The organism is Methylomonas sp. 2BW1-5-20 (assembly GCF_052474515.1).
Genome location: NZ_CP184127.1, coordinates 4,009,588 through 4,032,883, shown reverse-complemented (window position 1 = coordinate 4,032,883; position 23,296 = coordinate 4,009,588). Strand labels below are relative to the sequence as shown.

Annotated in this window: 20 protein-coding genes; 9 read left to right on the top strand and 11 right to left on the bottom strand. The window is 51.0% G+C overall.

The annotated features are described in order from the left end of the window. Nucleotides 1-14: 14 nt before the first annotated feature. The 6 genes from ACH50O_RS18570 to ACH50O_RS18545 form a co-directional block, all read right to left on the bottom strand. Nucleotides 15-827 carry a sulfite exporter TauE/SafE family protein gene (locus ACH50O_RS18570; protein WP_446809234.1) on the bottom strand — a complete coding sequence of 271 codons (813 nt, stop codon included), beginning with the start codon at nt 825-827 and terminating at the stop codon, nt 15-17. A gap of 236 nt (nt 828-1,063) precedes the next feature. Beyond that, nucleotides 1,064-4,180, bottom strand: coding sequence for an efflux RND transporter permease subunit (locus ACH50O_RS18565; RefSeq protein WP_446809233.1), 3,117 nt, complete (start codon nt 4,178-4,180; stop codon nt 1,064-1,066). Beyond that, entirely contained in the window at nt 4,177-5,244 is a 1,068-nt protein-coding gene (locus ACH50O_RS18560) for an efflux RND transporter periplasmic adaptor subunit (RefSeq protein WP_446809232.1), read from the bottom strand. The genes ACH50O_RS18565 and ACH50O_RS18560 overlap by 4 nt, the downstream gene beginning before the upstream one ends. Before the next feature lie 41 nt (nt 5,245-5,285). Continuing rightward, complete coding sequence (locus ACH50O_RS18555) at nt 5,286-6,212, bottom strand: hypothetical protein (protein WP_446809231.1); 927 nt, start codon at nt 6,210-6,212, stop codon at nt 5,286-5,288. 486 nt (nt 6,213-6,698) lie between these two features. Next, nucleotides 6,699-8,042: a DNA recombination protein RmuC gene (locus ACH50O_RS18550; protein ID WP_446809230.1), complete on the bottom strand. Its 1,344-nt coding sequence runs from the start codon at nt 8,040-8,042 to the stop codon at nt 6,699-6,701. A 19-nt stretch (nt 8,043-8,061) separates the two neighbouring features. Then, on the bottom strand, nt 8,062-8,592 hold the full coding sequence (locus ACH50O_RS18545; protein WP_446809229.1) for a hypothetical protein: 531 nt from the start codon (nt 8,590-8,592) through the stop codon (nt 8,062-8,064). 273 nt (nt 8,593-8,865) lie between these two features. On the opposite strand from ACH50O_RS18545, the gene ACH50O_RS18540 reads away from it, so the two are divergent. Beyond that, a complete protein-coding gene (locus ACH50O_RS18540; RefSeq protein WP_446809228.1) occupies nt 8,866-9,369 on the top strand; it encodes a phosphate-starvation-inducible PsiE family protein in 504 nt (167 codons plus the stop codon). Nucleotides 9,370-10,216: 847 nt separating this feature from the next. Here ACH50O_RS18540 and hemL read toward each other — a convergent pair. The 3 genes from hemL to gmk form a co-directional block, all read right to left on the bottom strand. Next, nucleotides 10,217-11,497, bottom strand: a complete 1,281-nt coding sequence (gene hemL / locus ACH50O_RS18535; RefSeq protein ID WP_446809227.1) for a glutamate-1-semialdehyde 2,1-aminomutase — start codon at nt 11,495-11,497, stop codon at nt 10,217-10,219. Between the two features lie 112 nt (nt 11,498-11,609). Continuing rightward, on the bottom strand, nt 11,610-12,047 hold the full coding sequence (locus ACH50O_RS18530) for a hypothetical protein (RefSeq protein WP_446809226.1): 438 nt from the start codon (nt 12,045-12,047) through the stop codon (nt 11,610-11,612). Nucleotides 12,048-12,061: 14 nt separating this feature from the next. Continuing rightward, nucleotides 12,062-12,676: a guanylate kinase gene (gmk, locus tag ACH50O_RS18525; protein WP_446809225.1), complete on the bottom strand. Its 615-nt coding sequence runs from the start codon at nt 12,674-12,676 to the stop codon at nt 12,062-12,064. Between the two features lie 121 nt (nt 12,677-12,797). Here gmk and dnaA point away from each other — a divergent pair, with 121 nt between their 5' ends. From dnaA to ACH50O_RS18485, 8 genes are all read left to right on the top strand, one after another. Then, complete coding sequence (dnaA, locus tag ACH50O_RS18520) at nt 12,798-14,114, top strand: chromosomal replication initiator protein DnaA (protein WP_446809224.1); 1,317 nt, start codon at nt 12,798-12,800, stop codon at nt 14,112-14,114. Between the two features lie 189 nt (nt 14,115-14,303). Continuing rightward, nucleotides 14,304-15,407, top strand: a complete 1,104-nt coding sequence (dnaN, locus tag ACH50O_RS18515) for a DNA polymerase III subunit beta (RefSeq protein WP_446809223.1) — start codon at nt 14,304-14,306, stop codon at nt 15,405-15,407. A 14-nt stretch (nt 15,408-15,421) separates the two neighbouring features. After that, nucleotides 15,422-16,495 carry a DNA replication/repair protein RecF gene (recF, locus tag ACH50O_RS18510; RefSeq protein WP_446809222.1) on the top strand — a complete coding sequence of 358 codons (1,074 nt, stop codon included), beginning with the start codon at nt 15,422-15,424 and terminating at the stop codon, nt 16,493-16,495. Nucleotides 16,496-16,615: 120 nt separating this feature from the next. Further along, a complete protein-coding gene (gyrB, locus tag ACH50O_RS18505; RefSeq protein WP_446809221.1) occupies nt 16,616-19,021 on the top strand; it encodes a DNA topoisomerase (ATP-hydrolyzing) subunit B in 2,406 nt (801 codons plus the stop codon). Further along, nucleotides 18,999-19,904 carry an SIR2 family protein gene (locus ACH50O_RS18500; RefSeq protein WP_446809220.1) on the top strand — a complete coding sequence of 302 codons (906 nt, stop codon included), beginning with the start codon at nt 18,999-19,001 and terminating at the stop codon, nt 19,902-19,904. Before gyrB ends, ACH50O_RS18500 begins: the two co-directional genes overlap by 23 nt. A 60-nt stretch (nt 19,905-19,964) precedes the next feature. Beyond that, nucleotides 19,965-20,780 carry a hypothetical protein gene (locus ACH50O_RS18495; protein ID WP_446809219.1) on the top strand — a complete coding sequence of 272 codons (816 nt, stop codon included), beginning with the start codon at nt 19,965-19,967 and terminating at the stop codon, nt 20,778-20,780. Further along, complete coding sequence (locus ACH50O_RS18490; RefSeq protein WP_446809218.1) at nt 20,780-22,228, top strand: argonaute/piwi family protein; 1,449 nt, start codon at nt 20,780-20,782, stop codon at nt 22,226-22,228. The genes ACH50O_RS18495 and ACH50O_RS18490 overlap by 1 nt, the downstream gene beginning before the upstream one ends. A gap of 45 nt (nt 22,229-22,273) precedes the next feature. Then, nucleotides 22,274-22,483, top strand: a complete 210-nt coding sequence (locus ACH50O_RS18485; RefSeq protein ID WP_446809217.1) for a hypothetical protein — start codon at nt 22,274-22,276, stop codon at nt 22,481-22,483. A gap of 43 nt (nt 22,484-22,526) precedes the next feature. Here ACH50O_RS18485 and ACH50O_RS18480 read toward each other — a convergent pair whose 3' ends face one another. After that, complete coding sequence (locus ACH50O_RS18480) at nt 22,527-22,832, bottom strand: BrnA antitoxin family protein (protein ID WP_446809216.1); 306 nt, start codon at nt 22,830-22,832, stop codon at nt 22,527-22,529. Beyond that, a complete protein-coding gene (locus tag ACH50O_RS18475) occupies nt 22,816-23,085 on the bottom strand; it encodes a BrnT family toxin (RefSeq protein WP_446809215.1) in 270 nt (89 codons plus the stop codon). The genes ACH50O_RS18480 and ACH50O_RS18475 overlap by 17 nt, the downstream gene beginning before the upstream one ends. Nucleotides 23,086-23,296 lie beyond the last annotated feature (211 nt).

Genomic DNA, 23,296 nt, shown 5'->3' with positions numbered 1-23,296 from the left:
CGCTAAACACGGTTCTATTGCAATACGAACTTAACACCTATCACCAGCAGCAAGGTTGCCAACACCGGACGTAAGAAATATTCCGGAATCTTGGCGCTCAAATGACTGCCGATCCAGATCCCCGGCACCGACCCCAGCAACAAACTGATCAACAAATCAAGATCGAAATTTCCCAGACTCAAATGTCCCAAGCCGGCCACGGCGGTTAAAGGAATCGCATGCGCCAAATCGGTGCCGACAATTTTTAGCGTCGTCATTCTGGGATAGAGAAACAATAAGGCGACAGTACCTAGCGCACCCGCTCCAACCGAGGACAATGTAACCAATACCCCTAACACGGCACCGGTAACAATGGTCGCCACTTTTTCCCATCGCGGCGAAAAGCGGCCGCTATTTTCCTGGTTGCTGTGATCGTCATCTAGCAACTGCGCCTTGGCAGCCTTGCGCAACAGAATACTGCGTACCAGTAGCGCAAAAGCGGTCAGTAATAACGCGACACCCAGCGTAAAGGTAATTGCGCCGGTCACTTCCTTACCAACCGCCATCAGATTTCTCAATACATACAGCGTTATGCCGGCAAACGGCAAACTGCCTAGAGCCAACCAGCCGACGATCTTCCAGTCCACCGACCCGTGTTTGCCGTGATGGACGAACACCCCGGCGGTTTTCGTGATCGATGCATACAGTAAATCCGTACCTACCGCGACTGCCGGTTTAAAGCCGAACAAAAACACCAGCAGCGGCGTCATCAGCGAACCGCCGCCGACACCCGTAACACCGACCAGCATACCCACGACAAAACCGGATGCCGTATACATTAAATTCATAACAAATTACCTTTTACTTCGTAGAATCAGATAAAGGATTCTATTATGCCAGCATGGTCAGTCGGCAATTTAATGATTAAAAGGCATATCAATATTCAATTATTAGATACAAGCATCGGCATCCCAACGCGATGCGGAGCTCCGTGCAACTAAAGGGGTGATATACAAGACTGATCGGACCCGAATCGATGCGTGGGCAACAGAGTCAAATCGCAGACTCTGTTGAGTACTTAAATTTAACGGGTGACTTTAAACCAAGCTGCGTACAAGGCTGGCAAAAATAGTAAGGTTAACAAAGTCGCGACGGTTAATCCGCCCATAATCGCTACCGCCATGGGCCCGAAAAAAGCGCTCTGCGTTAGAGGAATCATAGCCAATATCGCCGCAGCGGCAGTCAGTACGATAGGTCGGAAACGGCGCACGGTGGAATCGACTATCGCATCGAAATCGGACCGTCCGGCCTGCTTATCCTGATCAATCTGATCGACCAAAATCACCGAGTTACGCATGATCATTCCCGATAGCGCAATCGTACCCAGCATCGCAACAAACCCGAACGGTTGGTGAAAAATCAGCAAAAACAAGGTAACGCCGATCAAACCGAGCGGCGCCGTCAGCAGCACCAGCGCCATCCGCGAAAAACTTTGTAATTGAATCATCAGTACCGTCAATACGGTCAGGAAAAACAACGGCATGCCGGCCGCAACCGATTCCCCGCCCTTAGCCGATTCTTCAACCGCGCCGCCCGTTTCCAAACGATACCCGGTAGGTAATTGGCGCTTGATATCGGCCAGTTTTTCCTCTATTTGAGCAGACACCATCGGCGCTTGCATATCGCCATACAGATTCGCCCGCACCGTGACGGTTGGGATACGGTTGCGCCGCCATATCAGGCCTTCCTCGAAACCGTAATCCAATTCGGCGATTTGCGACAACGGGACGCTACGTCCCCCAGGAATAGGTATCATCAAATTTTGTAAATGCGATAAGTGCTTGCGTTCGGATTCCGCGCCGCGCACCAATAAGTCTATGCGCTCGATACCTTCGCGAAACTCGGTAATATATAAGCCCTGGAGCGCGCCGTTTATCATGTTGGCGATATCATTCGAGCCGATTCCCAATAATCTAGCCTTGGATTGCTCGACATTCACACGCACAACTTTAACGGGCTCTTCCCAATCCAACTGCACATTGGAAAGCTGAGGATTGGCGCGCATGACATCGGCCACTTGGCGGGCAATGCCGCGTAAGTTCAATACGTCCGGGCCCGACACGCGAAATTGCACCGGAAAGCCAACCGGTGGACCGTTTTCCAGCCGCAACACGCTGCCGCGCAGGCTTGGCAAATCCTGCTCGAATAATGAAATCACTTTACTGCGCAGCTGTTCTCGTTCCTTGGCACCGTTGGTCAAGATTACAAACTGCGCAAAACTCCGCTGCGGCAATTGCTGATCCAACGGTAAATAGAAGCGTGGACTACCATTGCCGACATAGGCCACATAATTGTCTATTCCGCTTTGTTTATCCAGCCAAGCCTCGAGTTTCTTGACTTCGGATTCGGTAGCCGCATAAGAAACACCCTCGGCCAAACGCAAGTCAACGATCAGTTCCGGACGGGTTGAGTCGGGAAAGAATTGTTGCTGGACAAATTTAAACGCAAAAATAGAGGCAGCGAACATCGCCACCGTCAACAAAATCACCAACCAACGATGCGTGACGCAGGCCCCAACCAGTCGTCGGAAGCGGACATAAAACGGTGTCTGGTACAAATCGTGAGCATGGTTTTTGATGTTTTCGGGCTGCGGCTTGTTCCGTAACCTTGCCCAAAATCGCGCCAAAGCAGAGGCCTGAACCTCACCCTTGCTAAGATCGGGCAATAGCCTATAACCCAAATAAGGTACGAATATTACCGCTGCCAACCAGGACACCAACAACGCTATTACCACTACTTGAAATATAGAGCGGGTGTATTCGCCTGTCGAAGACTCGGCCGTGGCGATCGGTAAAAATCCGGCCGCGGTAACCAAGGTACCGCTTAACATCGGCATTGCAGTCGAAGTATAGGCAAACGCTGCGGAGCGCGTTCGATCCCAACCTTGTTCCATTTTCGACGCCATCATTTCCACGGCGATAATCGCATCGTCCACGAGCAAGCCGAGCGCCAAAATCAGCGCACCCAAGGAAATCTTGTGTAAACCGACGCCAAAGAGATGCATGATCCAAAAGGTAACGGCCAGCACGACAGGGATACTGATAGCCACCACGATTCCGGTACGTAGTCCCAGCGACAATAGGCTAACGCCTAACACGATCACCACTGCTTCGGTCAAGGATTTGGCGAACTCGTTGACTGAACGCTGTACGGCCTTAGGCTGCGACGAAACGGTATGCAATTCCAAACCGACAGGCAATTGCGTTTGCGTGGCAGTCACCGCCGAATTCAAATCGCGGCCCAATTTAACAATATCCCCGCCTTTTCGCATCGAGACGCCGATCAACAACGCCTCGCGCCCTTGAAAGCGGACCCTGTCCTTGGGCGGATCTTCAAAACCCCGGCTGATTTTTGCGACATCGCCAAGTCTGAATTCGTTGTTATTGGCTCGCAAACGCACATCGCGCAATTGTTCCAGTCTGTCGTAGCGACCGGATACTTCAATCCGGATATGTTCGTCAACGGCATCGAAGTTACCGCTGCCGGTTACCAAATTTTGCGCTTGCAGCGTATGCAGCAAAGTGCCGGTATCTATACCCAAAGTTGCCAGCTTGGCATTAGACAGATCGATATAAATGCGTTGCTTCTGTTCGCCGAAGAAATCGACCTTGGCGACATCGTTTACCCGCAACAGCTCACCCCGGACTATTTCCGCATAGCGTTTCAAGTCCGCATAATCGTAGCCGTCGCCGGTCAATGCATACAGATTGCCGTACACGTCGCCAAACTCGTCATTAAAAGTAGGCCCTTCGATACCCGTTGGCAGGGTATAAGCGATATCGCCGACTTTTTTGCGGGCTTGATAAAAAACGTCGGGGACTTGATCCGCGGGCGTGGAGTCCTTAGCCGCAAGAAAGATTAAAGACTCGCCGGGTCGGGAATAACTGCGCAGATAGTCCAACCAGGGTACTTCCTGCAGTTTTTTTTCCAATTTATCGGATATTTGCCGCTCCACTTCCTGAGCGCTCGCACCCGGCCAACCGGTTCGGATAACCATGATTTTAAAAGTAAACGGCGGATCTTCGGATTGACCCAAACGCGTATAAGAAAACATGCCGACCAAGGTCAGCGTTATCATTGCATACAGCACCAATGCCGGGTGTCGCAAAGACCACTCGGACAGGTTAAAACCCGATTTCATCGCCGGCTCCGCAATGGGGTCGCCCGCACGATCTGACCTGGTACCAGAGTCTGAACCCCCACCACGACCACCTGCTCGCCGCTTTGTAAGCCCTGATTGATCAACACGCCATCTTCGCGAAAAGCGCCGGCTTGCACCGCTCTTGGCTGAACCTCGCCTGTGCCGGAATTGACCACCCACACCACGGTCTGCCCATCGCGTTGCGTTAATGCCGATGTCGGCAAGAGAAAATCGGTGCTGTTTTGATGATAAAAAGAGACGCCGGCCGTCATGCCCAGCCTCACCGAGTCATCGGCATCCTGCAAAGCCACCCTTACTTGAAAAGTACGCGTAGTGCTGTCGGCCGCGGGAGCCACCTCCCGCACCTTACCTTGATATACTTTTTTCGGATTGGCCCATAAGCGGATTTCGGCCGGCACATCCACCGCGACACCAATCATCCGCGACTCCGGTACCGCTATCTCCACTTCTTTATTGTCCGGTACCGCAATACGAACAATAGCCTCGCCGGCCGCCACCACTTGACCGGGTTCAGCGTGAATATCGGTCACCACACCATCCCGTTCCGCCAATAAATGCGTGTAGCGCGACTGATTACCGGTGACGGCGGCCTGGGCTTTAGTTTGTTTGACTCTCGCGGCGGCGGCAGTAAATTGAGCTTCCTGTATATCCAAAGCTTGATTGGAAATGAACTTGCTGGCGTGCAGTTGGCGTTGCCTATCCAACTCGGCTTGCGCCAATGCCAGATCCGCTTCCGCCGCGCGCACTTCCGCTTGGGCGGCCTGAGTCGATAAACCGGTATCGATGCTATCCAGCTTCGCCAACAGCTGGCCTTTTACCACGACAGCCCCCAAATCGACATTCCGTTCGATAATTTTGCCGTTGATACGAAACCCTTGGGCACTTTCATAGCGTGAGCGTATTTCGCCGACCAGGATAGTGGGCGCCGCCGCAGTCTGTTCGCCAACCGTCACCACTAGAGCCGGACGCGGAGCAGGCGCGGTTGGCGCGGATTTCTCGCAGGCTGTCAGCAGCAACGACAATATCAACAGCAAATATTTCATTTTATCTCCTCGAATACAGACACAATTTAACCCTACGGCAATTATGTCATCGCCTTACGGATCAACTCCAAAGGCACCAGCGAAATCAATGCTCTAAACAGCAAGGCATTATTGTTGTTAATCAAACCATAACACTCATAATCCAGCGGCGTGGCGTGCAAATCGCCGAAATCGTGCGCGGCGGAGTTTTCCGCCGGTTTGATCAAAATATGCAACGCATCGTTACTTTTCAATTGCGCCAAATACTGTCTGTCGACAGAAATTTTATGCGAAGTATAAACCATGGGGTTGCGCTCGAAATCGTGCAGCCATTTCAAGGCTTTTTCCAATAGCGCACTGGAGAGTAAAGCGCAGGGAAACATCTCCGGAAAAATCACTTTATCCTGCAATTCATCAAAATATTGGGTTTGATCGCGTAACGACGCACATAGAAAATTCTTGGCATTGCTGGTCATCATGAATTTACGCTTTAAAAAATAGCCGTTGTGTAGAAAACAGCGGTCGGGCTGGATTTTCAATTCGCCGACCCGAGACAAATCCGGCTGGCCCAAAAACATTGGCTCCACGGTTTCTTTTTTTGAGCCGCTCAAAGCCAGTTTACCGTCGGCCTTGACGATGATCCGATTGCTTAGGCTGGGCGAGGGCTCGTGCTTAAATACCGATTCCTTGATATCCACTTCTATAGTCTGATCAGGCTTGATGGCATTGGCGAAGGTAAATTGATAATTGCTGAAGTTCAATCCGTGTTCAACTAGCAATTTTTCTTCGTCACGTTGCCGGCGATAGTCGGTAATCTTGCCTTCTATCAAAGACTCCAATTGAAATCCCAGAGTAATCGGGCCGCTATATGGATTGCCGTGAATGTTTTGCCACTTCCGGCTATCGTGAAAAAGATTGAAATCGTCAGTGGAATTGCGGGCGATGTCGATATGCAGCTGACTAAAAACATCGGCATTGATTGGATTCATAGAGGCGGCCTCCGCTAGGCTTTGGATACAAGGCGATTCAACTCGCCGCATGCTACCACCTATCATCGGCATCACAAACTTAGCAAAGGCGGCGTACTGCGTTTGCAGCTTAGTCTAGCTGATCGTCGCTATCCAGGGCTTGTAGACGGGCACTTATCCTTTTAGCTGTTGAGAGTGTCACCGGAAAAAAGCCTGTCCAAGAAACCGGTTTCTGTTGAAAACTTGTTGGTCGATCGGCTAGGAATTTGTGGATAAGTTGTCTGCAAAAAACCGGATTTGAATTATCCCCAGTCTGTAAACAAGCAAAAAGCCTCACGTATAACAGCGTTAATTTTCAATAAGACTTTGAATTAAAATTAATAAACAGCGTTTTCCACAGATTTTTCAGCCTTAGTAGTAATAATAATCTAAAGATATTTATAAAGTTATTATTACTATTGCGACCATGATAGGCGAATAACGCGGCTTCGCCGGATCTGGTTAACGCTAATCTTCCGATTGCATTTGCTCGGTGAGGCTCTTCGGTAGCTTCTTTTTCACCTTAACCCCCAACTCTTCTAAAACGCTGGCTTGTCGCAACAAGTTGCCGCTACCGCTGCTGAGTTTGTTGACGATACCGTCGTAGGTTTTCTGTACTGTATTGAGTTGATTGCCCAATCTTTCGATATCCTCGACAAAACCTCTGATCTTGTCGTACAAACTGCCGGCCTTGTCGGCAATCAATCGTGCATTTTCGTTTTGCTGCTCGTAACGCCAGATGTTTTGTACGGTACGCAAGGTTGCCAATAGCGTTGTCGGTGTAACGACGACGATTTTGTGCTCGAAGGCGTCGTTAAACAATTTTTCATCGGCTTGGAAAGCGGCCATGAAAGCCGCTTCGATCGGCATGAACAGCAGCACAAAGTCCAGTGACCGTAGACCTTTCAAACTTGAGTAGTCTTTGTTGCTTAAACCTTTGATGTGATTGCGCACTGCTTCGGTATGTTGTTTCAAAGCTTCGATGCGTTGGTTATCGTCTTCCGCCGAGCAATAGCGCTCGTAAGCCAGCAGAGAGACTTTGGAATCGATAATCACATCCTTGCTCTCCGGCAAACGCACGATCACATCGGGTTTAAACAAGCGATTGTCTTCGTCGCGAAACGCGCCTTGGGTTTCGTATTCGATGCCTTTGCGCAGGCCGGATTGTTCCAGCACCTTCTCCAGAATCATCTCGCCCCAATTGCCTTGGGTTTTATGATCACCTTTTAGGGCGCGAGTTAAATTGAGCGCTTCCTGATTCATTTTGGCGGTATCGCGGCGCAGCGATACGATTTCCTCGCGCAAGGAAATGCGATCCTTGGTTTCGTTGTCGTAAACGCTTTCGACGCGATTTTTGAATTCGCCGAGTTGCTCCTTCAACGGTGCGACCAGGTTTTCGATGCTGACCTTATTGTGTTCGGTAAATTGCTTGCCGCGTTCTTCGAAGATCTTATGCGCCAGATTCTCGAACTGGGTTTTTAACTGATTTTCCGCATCTTGTAGTAGACGGATTTTTTCGGCATTGCTTTTATGTTGTTCTTGCTGACGAGCATTAAGGTCGGCGTTTTCGGTCTTTAAATCCAACAATTGCTGTTGCAACGCTTGCAACTCGGATTCTTTTTGCGCCAACAGCAAAACCCGCTCCTCGGCCACCGCCAATTTGACCGCCTGTTGTTGAAGTTGCTGTTGTTGCTGCTCCAACTGACTTTGCAACTCGCGATGCCGCTTACCGTTCAGCCAAGCGCAAACCGCGTAGCCGAGCGCAGCCGCCAAAGATACTGCTATCAGCAGCTGCGATATTTCAGTTTCCATCTGAATCTCTTTTTTTAAATTAGCGGGTACGTTGCTTGATTGACAAATCCCCAATCGTAAAGCCGATATCAAACCCCTTTCCTCTGCCCAGCATAACCAAGGAAATTTCGCCGCGAGTCAATACTTGCCTATCCACCGAGTTTTTAAATCCAAAGTGATTGCCCAGCGAAACATAATCGCCAAATAGCTCGCTGATATATTTAACGTCGGTAAAATAGGCTTCGCCTTCTATGACCGAATAACCGATTGTAAAACCGATGCTTTTTGAAGATAGCGAGACCAAGGCTTTTTGGCCGTTGCGGCAAGTGATTTCCCCGGTACCGTCGTATTGTTTATAAGCCAGCGAAAAGCCCTCCAGCTTGTATTTCATGCTGCAAGTACCCAATTTCTTCTCGCCGAATTGCTCGTTAAAGTCAATCTCCGGTTGGTTGGACTGATTAGTCTCGGCGGCTTCCGGCACCGACGGCGCTGCAGGTTCCGATGGCTTTGGAGAAGGCGCGTCGGTTAGCGGATGGGTCACAAAATCGGCGTAGCTCAAACTTGGCAACATTGCGAAACCGAGCGCCAAAAGCAAGGACCCGGTTAATTTGCAATGCCGATACAGATAACCCCCTTTACAGGTTGTTAAAAGCGATTCAGCGTTTTTGCTCTGTTTATTCATCTGTTTTGACCCAAATCGGTTAAATGCTTCCCGCCATAATGCCTAATTCCACTTGCAACTAAAACCGATACGGCGGAACTATTGAAATTCTACCTCTCGGCAACCACTTTCGCGCATATTCATATACTGCATTTATCTTTTGAAGATCACGGAGTAAATGGTATGAACAATAAAATATCCAGATGGCGAATTTTTAGTACGGATTGGAATGCATTGACGTTTTATCAACGCTTCGAAAGCAGCGTCGCGTTTGCGCTGACTTTTTTGGTGATGTTGGTCGTCAGCGTCGCATTGTTCAGATTATTCGTCGATGTCATCGGCGGACTGGTGTTCGATGCCTTGAATCCCTTAGACCACGAAATATTTCAACAGGTGTTCGGCGAAATCATGACCTTGCTGATTGCGCTGGAGTTTAATCACACTCTGCAATATGTCGTCACTCGCGAGCAAAGCGTCATCCAGACCAAGGTTGTACTCTTGATCGCGCTGCTGGCGTTGGCGCGTAAGTTTATCGTGCTGGATCTCGGTAAAACTTCCGCCGACATATTATTGGCCCTGGCGGCGGTGACGTTGGTGCTGGGTGTAACGTATTGGCTGATACGTGAACGCGATGACCGGTTAGTTGAGACAAATTCGTCTAAATCGGGTAATCAGATACCCAGATAGTTTCGTAGGTCACGTTGGCGCGATACGACTGTTGGATACAGGAGGTAGGGCAACGCAGGAGCAGTTGCCGAGCGGCTGCGTGACAAATCGAGCCATGTTGTCAGGGAACGCTATCGCGAACACTGACCTACCGGGCTCTCAAACGCAACGTTAGAACGCATGATCAACGAACGCTCCTGTTGATGACTGAACCCAATGAGACCCATGGATGGTGAATAGCCAGACACCGTTACTAAGCTCCTCAGGATCAAGAGCAAACCTGTACACGAACGCATCCTCGGCGACCGAATGAGTCTCAAATATTTGCAACTCAGGTAAGGACAGATCGGGCACGCTGGTAAGCAGATTTACCTGAACGCGAATGTCAGTTGGCAACAGCGTTCCAGTATGCAAGAAATGCAAGCCACGAGTAACCCGCTCAAAGACCCTTTGATATAGGCTGACCGGAACGACAAAAGCTAAACGAGTAGTGGTTGAGCCATCTATATTTACAACCTCAACTTCGTGTGTTGTATTTAGGAATGTAGATCGGAGTTTCGTACTGTGTAAGAAACTCTTGTGTGCCCCCATTTCCCAGAGACACTTGGCGCCCTTAGTTTGTTTTCCAACTTGGGCACTAATGTAATTACGGAGAGCTTCATCGTCCTCTGAGCTACCATTGTTGCAGATGGTGCAAGCAGGAACGGTCAAGAACTGACCAAAAATACCCTTGAAAAATCCCCTTGGAGGTACATGTTCAACAGTAGTCGCGGGGCGAGATCCGCAAATTACACATACTGCACTTTTAGGAGGCTGCATTCGCTTTCGTTCTAACGAGCAATTAAAAAGTTTCTGTATATCATCCCCGTCACAACCCCTTAAACACCTCAGCTGCCGCATCCATAGTAGCCAGCAAATCCTCATCCGTATGTGCGGCAGATACAAAACCAGCTTCAAAAGCCGATGGGGCCAGGTAAAAACCTTTATCCAGCATGCCGTGGAAGAAACGTTTAAAGCGGTCAACATCGCAAGCCATCACTTGCGAAAAACGGCTGACTGATTTTTCATTGCTAAAGAACAAACCAAACATCCCACCGACCTGGTTGGTAGTGAAGGCGATGCCGGCCTGATCGGCGGCAGCTTGCAGGCCTTGCAGCAGTGTTGCGGTTTTGGCGGTCAGGGCCTCGTAGAAACCGGGTTGATTGATCAGTTCAAGGGTTTTCAAACCGGCGGCCATCGCCACCGGGCAACCCGACAAGGTACCGGCTTGATACACTGGACCCAGCGGCGCCAGATATTCCATGATCTTGCGGCTGCCGCCGAAAGCGCCGACCGGCAGGCCGCCGCCGATGATTTTACCCAGCGTGGTCAAATCCGGTTTGATGCCGTACAGACCTTGAGCGCCTTGCAAGCCGACACGGAAGCCGGTCATCACTTCGTCGAAAATCAACACGCTTCCGTGTTGGTCGCAGACATCTCGCAGGGTTTGCAAGAAACCTGGCTCCGGCGGGATGCAGTTCATATTGCCGGCTACCGGTTCGACGATGATGCAGGCGATCTTGTCGCCCAGTTCTGAAAAGGTACTGCGCACCGAATCGCTGTCGTTATAAGTCAGAGTAATGGTATCGGCGGCAACCGAGGCGGGTACGCCGGGCGAGCTGGGGACACCGAAAGTCAAGGCGCCGGAACCGGCCTTGACCAGTAAGGAATCGGAATGGCCGTGGTAACAACCTTCGAATTTAACGATCTTGTCGCGGCTGGTGTAACCGCGCGCCAGACGTAGCGCGCTCATGGTAGCTTCGGTGCCCGAGCTGACCATGCGCACCATTTCTATCGACGGCAGCAGTTCGCAGACTGTTTGTGCCATCAATGTTTCGATCTCGGTGGGCGCACCAAAGCTCAAGCCTTTTTCGGCGCTGAGCTTAACCGCGTCGATCACGGCCGGATGCGCGTGGCCCAAAATCATCGGCCCCCAGGAGCCGACATAATCGATGTAGCGCTTGCCTTCGCTATCGTAAACGTAAGCGCCGGCTGCGCGGTCGAAATACACCGGCGTACCGCCGACGCCGCTAAAGGAACGTACCGGCGAATTGACGCCGCCGGGAATGTATTGCTTGGCTTGAGAAAATAATTCGGAAGATTGGGTCATGGGGGATGAAAGATTGGGTAAATCGGTAGGTTGGGTTAGGCGCTAGCCGTAACCCAACACGTCGGCTTTGAATGTTGGGTTGTACGTTATCGAGCTAACCCAACCTACGTTGTTATTGCGGTTTGCCGAACAAATGTGGTCCTTTCGGTTGCGGTTTGTTTTGCAAACAGAAAAAAGCAGCGGCATCGAATTTGATCTGTAAAGTGTGGGTATCTTCGTGATCTTCCAGATATTTCTCGGCATCGATTTCCGACAGATCTTTCATGATATGTTCAGCAATGCAGTCGCAAGTTTCTTCGAAGCGCTTTTGATCGACGTCTTTGTTATTCGAATTTTTCAGTTCCCGCGCTACGCATTTTGCGGAGAATTCTTTTTCGAACTGGCGTTTCTCGGGTTCGGTAGCTTCGCCGCTATCGACTCTGTGTACCGCTTTTTTGGGGGTGCCGGCGCTGGTTTTTGGGGTTTCCGCTTCGTCGCTGGAGCAGCCGACAATAGTCAACGTTGAAATAATCAACGTCGCCAGGAGATAAGAAGTTTTTCTGGTTTTCATAGGTGTTGTTAGTTTTAGTTAAGTAAATTCTGCAGCAATGGCGCCAAGGTGTTTTGCTGTTGACTTTGGGTTAAGCGGTTTGCGGTAACAATGCTTTTTAATTGGCGCAAAGCCAGACTGAAATCGTCGTTAACGATCAAATAATCGTACTCCGGGTAGTGGCTCATTTCCGTCACCGCATCGCGCATGCGCCGGGCAATCACCTCTGGATTATCCTGGCCGCGATTTTGCAAACGCTGGCTCAATACCTCGATAGACGGCGGCAGGATGAAGATGGACAGACTTTCCGGCAACATCCTTCTCACCTGCTGGGCGCCTTGCCAATCGATTTCCAAAATCACATCCAAGCCTTTGGCCAAATTGTCTTCCACGGTCTGTTGCGCGGTGCCATAGAAATTATCGAACACTTGCGCATGCTCTAAAAAGGCTTGCCGCTCGATCATGGCTTTAAAAGCCTCGACCGAGACGAAAAAATAATCGACGCCATCCTGTTCGCCGCTGCGCATTGCCCGCGTAGTGTGGGACACCGACACGGCCAGATCGTCCATCTCGACAATCAGTTGTTTAACCAAGCTGGTTTTGCCTGCCCCGGACGGTGCGGAAATAATATAAAGTTTGCCCGAAATCATGTGTATTAATGAGGGTGATCCATGCGGCCGTCATTCTTTTCTGATAACGTCCATAGAGTCAAGCCCTAAGCGGTCACTGTGGTATCATGCAAGGCCTTTCTAAGCCCCTTCTTGAATGCCGATGAGTGTGATTTGGAACAACTGCCTGGCCAAGCTTGAACATGAAATTCCCAGTACCGATTTCAGCACCTGGATTAGGCCGCTGCAAGCAGTGGAAACCGACAGCCAGTTAAAATTGCTCGCTCCCAACCGGTTTATTATCGACCATATTAAACAGCATTTTTTCGCGGTTATCGAAGACGCGGTCAACGAGTTTTCCAATGCAACCTTGGCGGTGCAGTTTGAAATCGGCAGTAAAAAGGCGCCGGCTATCAAAGCGCCAACGCTAAGTAAAAGCCCAACCCAAAAGAAGAATCAGCCCAACTTTTTAAACAAGGCTTTCACTTTCGAGAGCTTTGTCGAAGGTAAATCCAATCAACTGGCCAGAGCCGCCTCGATGACGGTGTCCGACAATATCGGCAAGGTCTACAATCCGCTTTTCATTTACGGCAGTTCCGGTCTGGGTAAAACCCATTTGATGCATGCTATCGGCAACGCGGTTTTGTTGAAAAAACCCGATGCCAATATCGTCTATCTGCATTCCGAGAAATTCGTACAGGACATGGTGAAGGCGCTGCAACAAAACAGTATCAACCAATTTAAAGAGTACTACCGCAGCATCGATATTTTATTGATGGACGACATCCAGTTTCTGGCGGGTAAGGAACGTTCCCAGGAAGAGTTTTTCCACACCTTTAACAATCTGCTGGATAACAAACATCAGGTGGTTTTAACCTGCGATAAATACCCCAAAGAAATCGATGGTCTGGAAGACCGTTTGAAATCGCGCTTTGGTTGGGGTTTGCCGGTGGCGATCGAGCCGCCGGATCTGGAAACCCGCGCCGCAATTTTAATCAAAAAGGCGCAACAGGTTGGCGTCGATCTGGATCAAGACATCGCATTCTTCATTGCCAAACGCATACCTTCAAACGTTAGAGATTTGGAAGGAGCGTTGCGGCGAGTAGTCGCCAACTCGCAATTTACCGGCCGCGACATCACCTTGGAATTTACCAAGGAAGCGCTGCACGATTTGATCAGCCTGCAAGACAAGTTGATCAGTATCGATAACATCCAGAAAACCGTGGCTGAATATTTCAAGATCCGAATAGCCGATTTGTCCTCAAAGAACCGCAAACAGTCTATTACCCGCCCCAGACAGGTAGCGATGTGTTTAGCCCGGGAATTGACTTCCCATAGCTATCCGGAAATTGGCGATGCTTTTGGCGGACGCGATCACACTACGGTGATCAATGCCTGCAAACGGATAGCCGAATTGAAGGAAGAAGACGTGAAAATGGCCGAGGACTATAAAAACCTGTTGAGAACTCTGTCGCATTAGAGGCTTATAAGCTGTGGATAAATTGTAGCGAAAGTTACTGACTCTAGTTATCCACAAATGCCAAACAACTTAAATTTGTATCGAACAACAATGTTTAATACATGCTAAGATTTTGATTTGAATTATATAAAACAACTTTTCCACAGCTTTTTGGTTACATAGTAGTAACAATATATAAAAAATATTTATATGAAATTTATTATTAGCAAAGATCAAATTTTGGCGCCGCTACAGCAAATCGTCAGCGTGATTGAAAAGCGCCAGACGATGCCGATTCTTTCCAATGTGTTGTTGCAAGCCAGCGACGATCAATTGGTCATGACCGGTACGGATACTGAAATTCAGATTGTTGCCAAATTAAATATCGAATCAATATCGCACTCCGGGGAAATCACGGTTCCTGCTAGAAAGTTTCTGGATATTTGCCGATTGTTGCCGAATGGCGCGGAAATTCATTTCGAGCTACAAGAAGATAAAGTCAAAATGGTGTCCGGTCGCAGCCGATTTTCCTTAAGTACTTTACCGGCCGAGCATTATCCGGAGTTCAATGAATCCGAATTTGAGCATAGCTTCTTGCTGAATGCCGGCAAATTCAAGAAGGCGCTGGATAAAACTGTGTTTTGCATGGCCAATCAGGATGTGCGCTATTACTTGAACGGTTTATTGCTGAACATCAGTAATTCCAAGCTGAAGTTGGTGGCTTCCGACGGCCATCGTTTATCGATTTATGAAGACGATATCGGTCAAGCAACCGGTTATGAATCCCGCATCATCATGCCGAGAAAAGCGGTGCAGGAACTTAGCCGCTTGTTGGATGATGCCGATGCGGAATTGAACATCCAGTTTTCCAGCAACAACATCAGAATTTATTACAAGGATGTGGTGTTTTCTTCCAAATTGATCGACGCCAAGTTTCCGGATTTCAGTAAAGTGTTCAATCAGAGCTTTATGAGTCCGTTGCTGATTCAAAAACAGCTATTGCGAGAAGCATTAACCCGGGTGGCTATTTTGTCGAACGAAAAGTACAAGGGTGTCACCTTCGATATTTCCGGCGATTTGCTGAGACTCAGTACGCACAATCCGGAACATGACGAGGCCGAGGAAGAATTGATCATCGATTATCAAGGCGAGCCGTTAAGCATTTCGTTTAATTCGCAATATATGTTGGATGCGGTATCCAATCTCGATTCTGAATTGGCGGTGTTGACCATAGCCGGTAATGCCAGCAGTTGTTTCATCGAAGAACCCGAGCAGCCTTTATTTAAGTTTATTGTTATGCCGATGCGGATGTAGGTTGTCCAGGGATTATGACCTTGTTGAAACTGGATGTGCTGTCTGTCAGAAACATCCATGCGGCGAGTATTTCACCATCGCCCGCCATTAATTTGATCACCGGTGCCAATGCCAGCGGCAAGAGTTCGCTACTGGAGGCTATTTTTATTTTGGGTAGATCGCGTTCCTTTAGAACTACCCACATTAAGCAGGCAATTTCTTTCGATCAACCGCAGTTGACCGTTTCCGCGCAAAACCGGCAACAGTCCGGTTCCGTCAGCACGCTTGGGATACAAATCGATAATAAGCAATCCCAGATCCGTATCGATCAGGAAGACAGGCAAAAAGCCGATCTGGCTTATGCCTTGCCGGTACAACTGATTCATCCCAAGAGTTATCGCTTGCTCGACTCCGGTCCGCAGAACCGGCGAGAGTATTTGGACTGGGGGATTTTTAATCAGAACAGAAATTTTCTGCCATGCTGGCGTAAATTTAATAAAGCCTTGCAGCAACGCAATGCCTTATTGAAAAGCCGGCAGATTAAACAAATCTCGGCTTGGGACAAGGAACTTGTCGAATACGGGCAGGTGATTAACGATTTGCGTTTGACCTACTTGGCGAGCTTGCAACCGGTGTTCTTGGAAATGGCTCGGCATTTCTTAAGTCAGGAAGAGGTCGATTTGCGCTTTTTAGCCGGTTGGGACGATAGGCAGGCGCTGGATTTGATTTTGAAGCACGATTTGGATCGAGACATGCGTTACGGGTTTACCCATAGCGGCCCGCACCGAGCCGATTTTCAAACTTATCTAAACAAAAGATCGGCGAAAGATTTTTTGTCGCGAGGGCAACAAAAACTGTTGGTATTGGCTTTGCTGTTAGCGCAAGTGACATTATTGAATCAGGAAAGCCCGAACGCTTGCTGTATTCTGATTGACGATCTGGCGTCCGAATTGGATGCAGAAAACAGGGCAAAATTGATAAAATACCTCGTTGGATTGAGTTGCCAGGTTTTTATCAGCAGTACGGATATAGCCGACTTTGGTGACTTAAGTGAAATAGAAAACTATAAATGGTTTCACGTGGAACAAGGCGACGTTAAACAGCTTTGAGGTTTCACGTGAAACAAATAATAAAAATTAACAACTCCCATCACACGCGATGCGACAGGTGCTTTAGTGAAATAAGGGCCAGCCATCGTTGCGGTAAAACACAACACAATGGATATACCCATGAGTGAACAATACGATAGTTCGAATATCACAGTACTAAAAGGATTGGATGCAGTCAGAAAACGCCCCGGTATGTATATCGGCGATACCGACGACGGTTCCGGCTTGCATCACATGGTATTCGAAGTCGTCGATAACTCGATTGACGAAGCTTTAGCAGGTTATTGCAAAGGCGTCGATGTCGTAATTCATGAAAATGGCTCCATATCCGTTTACGACGACGGACGCGGCATTCCTGTGGATATTCACAAAGAAGAAGGCCGTTCCGCCGCGGAAGTCATTATGACTATCCTGCATGCCGGCGGTAAGTTTGACGACAACGCTTACAAAGTCTCAGGCGGCTTGCACGGCGTCGGCGTCTCGGTGGTAAATGCCTTGTCCGAAGAGCTAACGCTGAAGATTCGCAAGAACGGCAAGCTGCACATGCAAAAATACATCCTGGGCGAGCCTGTAGCGCCATTAGCGGTGATCGGCGATTGCGAAGGCAGCGGCACCTACATAAACTTCAAGCCTAGCCCCACCATCTTCACCAATATCGAATTTCACTACGACATCCTCGCCAAGCGCTTACGCGAACTGTCGTTTTTAAATTCCGGCGTGCGAATCTCCCTGCGCGACGAAAGAACAGGCAAGGAAGACGTATTCGAGTTCGAAGGCGGCATCAGCGCTTTTGTGCAGCATCTGAACAAAAACAAAACTCCGCTGTTCGAAAAAGTCTTCCACTTTATCGCCGAAAAAGAAGGCGTAACGGTGGAAGTAGCGATGCAATGGAACGACTCCTACCAGGAGAACGTGTTCTGCTACACCAACAATATCCCGCAGCGTGACGGTGGTACCCATTTGGCCGGTTTTAGAGGCGCATTGACCAGGACCATCAACCAATACATCGAAACCAACGGTTTGGCTAAAAAAGAGAAAGTGGCTACCACCGGCGACGATGCCCGCGAAGGTTTAACCGCTGTGTTATCGGTAAAAGTCCCCGATCCTAAGTTCTCCTCGCAAACCAAAGACAAATTGGTTTCATCGGAAGTGAAGCCATTGGTCGAATCGACCATGAACGAAAAACTACAGGAATTTTTACTGGAACAGCCGCAAGTCGCCAAAGCCATTGCTGCCAAAATCATCGACGCCGCCAGAGCCCGCGAGGCCGCCAGAAAAGCCCGCGAAATGACCCGCCGCAAAACCACGCTGGATATCGCCGGCTTGCCCGGCAAACTCGCGGATTGCCAGGAAAAAGACCCGGCCTTGTCCGAACTGTTCATAGTGGAAGGGGACTCGGCGGGCGGCTCCGCCAAACAGGGCCGCGATCGCCGCACCCAAGCTATCCTGCCGTTGAAAGGTAAAATCCTTAACGTGGAACGCGCCCGCTTCGACAGAATGATTTCATCGGAAGAAGTCGGCACCCTGATTACCGCGCTGGGTTGCGGCATCGGTAAAGACGAATACAACATCGACAAACTGCGCTATCACCGCATCATCATCATGACCGACGCGGACGTCGACGGCTCGCACATTCGTACCCTGTTATTGACCTTCTTCTACCGGCAATTGCCGGAACTGGTCGAGCGCGGCCACATCTACATCGCGCAGCCGCCGTTGTACAAAGTCAAAAAAGGCAAACAAGAGCATTACGTCAAAGACGACAACGCCTTAAACCAATACTTGATCCAACTGGCCCTGGACAAGGCGCAATTGCAAACCGATGCCGACACCCCGGTGATACAAGGTCAGGGCCTGGAAAAGCTGGCGACCGAATTTGCCGACGTGATGAGCATCATCAACCGCCTGTCCAGACGCTACGACGACCTGTATTTGGAGCAAATGACCTATATGCAGGTGTTAAGCGAAGAAATCAAAGCCGATCAGCAAAAGCTGCAAGCTTGGTTGGATTTGCTGCAAAAAAATCTGAACGAGGGCGGCCATAAAGCCATATTCAGCACCCAGCTAAAATACCGCGGCAGCGACGACTTTGATGTAGAAGTCAGCAAACGCCTGCACGGCATTACCAAAAGTTTTGTCTTGCATGCGCCGTTCTTCGCCGGTAACGATTATCAAAAAATAGCCCGCTACGTGGAAAAAACTCTTAGCATGTTCGGCGAAACCTCCGTCATGCGCATGGGGGAGCGCGAACAGCAAGTGGATACCTTCAAACAAGCTTTCGAATGGATGATGAAAGAAGTCAAAAAAGGCCAGCATATCCAGCGCTACAAAGGTTTGGGCGAAATGAACCCGGAACAGCTCTGGGAAACCACCCTGGATGCCAACAGCCGCCGCATGCTGCAAGTGACTATCAACGACGTAGTCGCCGCCGACGAGATCTTCACCACCCTGATGGGCGACGTCGTGGAACCGCGCCGGGATTTCATAGTTAAGAACGCCTTGGATGTGGCGAATTTGGACGTATAGCTGTCGTGTTTTCAAGGCCCACATCTTCTGCCGCGAGAACAACCTCTCTAAGCGCGAAATCGACACCGGCGATCAGGTATGGATTGATCGGATCGATGCCTTTTTCAGGCATACCTCGCTCCTCCCGCCCGACGGAGACCCCACCGAGTACGCCGCGGCGTTCGAAGCGGTTTACCCCGAGCCCCGGCATCGGCGGCAGTACATCGACGACGCCATATCCAAAGGCACGCCCTGTTTTGGACACAGGGTCCTTGGAAGCCTGATTGCAGCCCGTAAGGTGGATTGCGTATTCACAACCAATTTCGACCCCCTAGTCGAGGAATCAGCAGGCAGTGCCAACGCGTTACTGCCCACAGCTAATCAAGCCCGGCCGACAGTTGCGGCCATCGACTCGGGGGAACGCGCGATGCGTTGCCTCAACGAATCGGACTGGCCCCTAGTGGCCAAGCTCCATGGCGATTACCAATCCATTGCCATCAAAAATACGGGGGCTGAGCTCGAGAGGCAAGACGAGCGCATGCGGCATGTGCTCGTCGAGGCCAGCAAACGCTTCGGAATGGTGTTCGTCGGCTACAGCGGGCGGGACGCTTCGGTCATGGAGGCGTTGACCGAAGTTTTGCGGGAACCCGCACCGTTTCCGAATGGCCTGTATTGGGTGACATCGTCTGCCTCCCGTCTCCTACCTGCGGTCACTGAGTTCCTGGAACACGCTCATCTTGCTGGCGTCGACGTTGCAGTGGTCGAGTGCAAGACGTTCGACGAACTGGCTGGGGATGTCATCAAGCAAGTCGACTTGCCGCAGGTGCTGATGGAGCATGTGATGCAAGGCAGGGCTGCTCCCCGTCTGGTGCCCGTCAATCTGCCGAACAGCGAGGCCCGGTAGTTTCCGGTGCTCCGGTACTCCGCGCTCCTCATCGAATCGTTGCCGCCCGTTGCACGGCGAATGACCCTGGCGCAGGCTACTACGTCGCCCACGGTCAGAGCACTGCTGAAAGAACAGCACTGCAGGGCAGTCGTCGCTGCAAACGTCCGCGAACTGGCGGTGTTCGGGAAAGACGAGGAAGTCTTGGCAGCGCTGGCGCCCCTTGGCGCGCAGATCGCAGGGACAGTGGACCTGGATGCGGCCAGGGACAGCTGGGCGCTGGGGCTTCTGTACGACGCACTGGTCAAAGCCCTGTCACGGTATCGCCCACTCATTCCTCGGTTCAAGCGTTCTGGGCATTCACTCGTCGTCGCCAGCCCGCGGGAAGGCGAGAACCAGGAATTCGCTCTCAAGCGTTCACAGGACCTCGCCCCGCTACGCACGGCGTATGAGAGCGCCCTCACGGGCAACGTCCCGAAGCTCAACTTCCCGTTCAATGAAGGCGTCTTCTTGAAGCTGGAACAGATAGAGGACCGTTGGTGGTGCGGCTTCGAACCGTACACGTTCGTGGACATTCCCCGGCCGGAGCAATCTGAGCAGGCCGTTCAGCCAGAGTCAGGCAGTACCGAAAACGACGCGTTGGGCATGCCGTTCGAACGCCGCGGCGGTGATCCGGCGGGAGACTGGCGAAGAGAGCGTTGGGCTCCGAAGTACAACAAGCAGTGGGCGGCAATCATCCACGCGTGGGCAACGCTGCTCACGTCGGCCAAAGATGGCAAGGTGCTCGCTTTCGGCCTGGAGGATGGAGCAGGCGTCGACGCCGTGTTCACCGTCTCGCGGTTCACCGGCTGGAGCCGGCCAGGCCACCATCACGCCTACTTCGATAGGACCAAGTGATGGCCAGCTCTTCCCAAGCATCGAAGCTGCCGCCATTTACGCTCCTGGACGAGCCGCTGCTCTCTTTCTCACCGTCGGACGATGCGCAGGTGGACGTCCATCCCCTGAGAGGACTCCTCAATTTCGGGCCGTATTCCAAGGGCTCATTTGGTGGATACACGTCGCAGATTCGAATCGCCACCGTGGGTCCCGAGAGTGCGTTCAAGCGCCGAGGCGAACTGATGGCATCCCTGCGCGGCGCGTACCAGCCCAGCGACCGCTCCGAGTACGTGCCACCGTACCCAGGCTTTGATCGGCTGTTCGGTGTGCAGTTGGAAGCTGCGCGCGGCGCGCACATCAAATGGCCGGACTCCCTGGGTCAACTTCCCGGTGACGGCGATCCACAGGCTCGGCTGTTCCAGGCAATGGATGCTGCCCTTCGTCGGCTTGATACGGTACGGAACGAGTTCGATGTCGTGCTGGTGCACTTCCCAGATTCGTGGGCTCCGGCAACGCGTAGCAAGTTCTTCGATGCGCACGACGCACTCAAGGCACTGGGGGCGAAATACAACATCCCCACCCAGGTACTCAACGACCGAGTCTTCACCTTCAACTACAAGGCATCGCTGGCTTGGCGCCTTGCAACTGCGCTGTACGTGAAGGCGGCGGGTACGCCTTGGAAGCTGTCACCGCTGAAGGGTGTGCCTGATGACACCGCCTACATCGGCCTTGCCTACGCACTGCGCGGCGATCAGCGCGACGCCCACTATGTGACCTGCTGCTCGCAGGTTTTCGACATGGACGGTGGAGGCATGCAGTTCGTTGCGTTCGAGGCGCGCGATCCCGTGGCGGATGTCGCGGAGGCCCGCAGGAACCCGTTCCTGACCCGGGATGACATGCGCGCAGTGCTCGCTCGAAGCTTGGAGCTCTACCAGGGCCGCAATGGCGGCAACCTGCCCAAGCGGCTGGTCATCCACAAGACCACCGCATTTAAGCAAGAGGAAATCGAGGGTGCGTTCGACGCGTTGTCGGGTGTTCCGGAAATTGAATGCGTCGAGGTCGGCGCAGCGTCGTGCTGGAGAGGGGGCTGGCTGATTGAGTCTGGTCAGCAGAAGCCGCCGACCAAGCCGTCGGGCTATCCGGTTCCACGAGGGACGATGGTCGGCCGCTCGGGCAACTCGGCCCTCGTATGGGTGGCAGGCAACGCGCCGGAAGCATCCAACAAGGGCGACTACTACCAGGGCAAGAAGAGCATTCCCAAGCCCTTGCAGCTAATACGCCATGCGGGCCGTGGCTCGCTCGAGCTGATTGCTCACGAGGCACTGGCACTGACCAAGATGGACTGGAACAACGATGCTCTATACGACCCGGTACCGGTGAGCATTCGGTATTCGCAGCGGTTGGCACGGACCATTGCGAATGTGCCAGACCTACCCGGTAACGTCTATCCGTACCGCTTATTCATGTAGAGAACAACATCAAAAAATCGGCTACCTGACCTAGGGAGACTAAAAATGACCATCCTCAGCGAAATCCAGAAGTGGGCCGAGACGCTGCCGGTTTGGCAGCAGCATGCCGTCGCCATGCTCTATGAGTGGAAAACGGCGACTAAGTTTTATCAAATTTACAGCAAAAAGCGTTTAAATGTTCCTGCAGTTAACGACTATGTTGTTGATATTATTGCACACGCTAATTTTCTTGCTGGAAGTCTAGGCGCTCATTAATGGCAAATATTGGAAGCCGTTTTCCACGGAACGAGCCAAATCTTCAGCCCGTTCTATTTTCCGGGTGTTCTTTCAACCATGTTTTAAGGGCGTCATTGATGCGGGTCTGCCAGCCACTCCCGGTTGCCTTGAAAGCCTCGACAATATCGGCATCCAAACGAATGGCGGTAAACACTTTGGGATTAGCCTTGCGTGGCCTGCCGCCTTTGGGCTTTAGCATTTCGGTCGCCATTTCCGCACCGAAAAGTTCCTGCAATATTTCTGATGCTGGGCGAGCACGGGCAAAGTCTTGTTCTGTCCATTCCGGGTTATCCTCGTCGAGCGAAGCGGGGTTAATTCGATTGGCCATAGCGTTTTTCCTCTCGTTTATTCGCTTTTCTAAAACTGATGATATGCAGGGCATCGTCACGGGTGGTAAACACCACGGCAAAAAGACGGTCTTCAATTCTGCCGAATGCTCTGAAGCGCCGTTCGCCATAATCCTGGCGGGTGTCTTCCATGATCAAGGCATGTTGCCAATCGAAGTTTTCGACCATAGTGAAAGGCAAACCGCGTTCCTGGATATTTCGGGCGTTTTTGGCGGGATCAAAAGTCAGTCTCATGAGGTTATTGTATAGACAAAATCATGATAAGCCCATCATGACTCACCCCACCATTATGAATTTACGATGCTAACCTTAGAAAGGCTAACAACAATATGCCATCGATACTATGGGCAAGTTTTTTTCTCTGGCTCGTGACAGACAAAATGCCATGGAGGTTTAGGCCGAAGCGTTGCAAGTCCAAGGTCTAGTCGCTCTGAGCGTAGTAGAC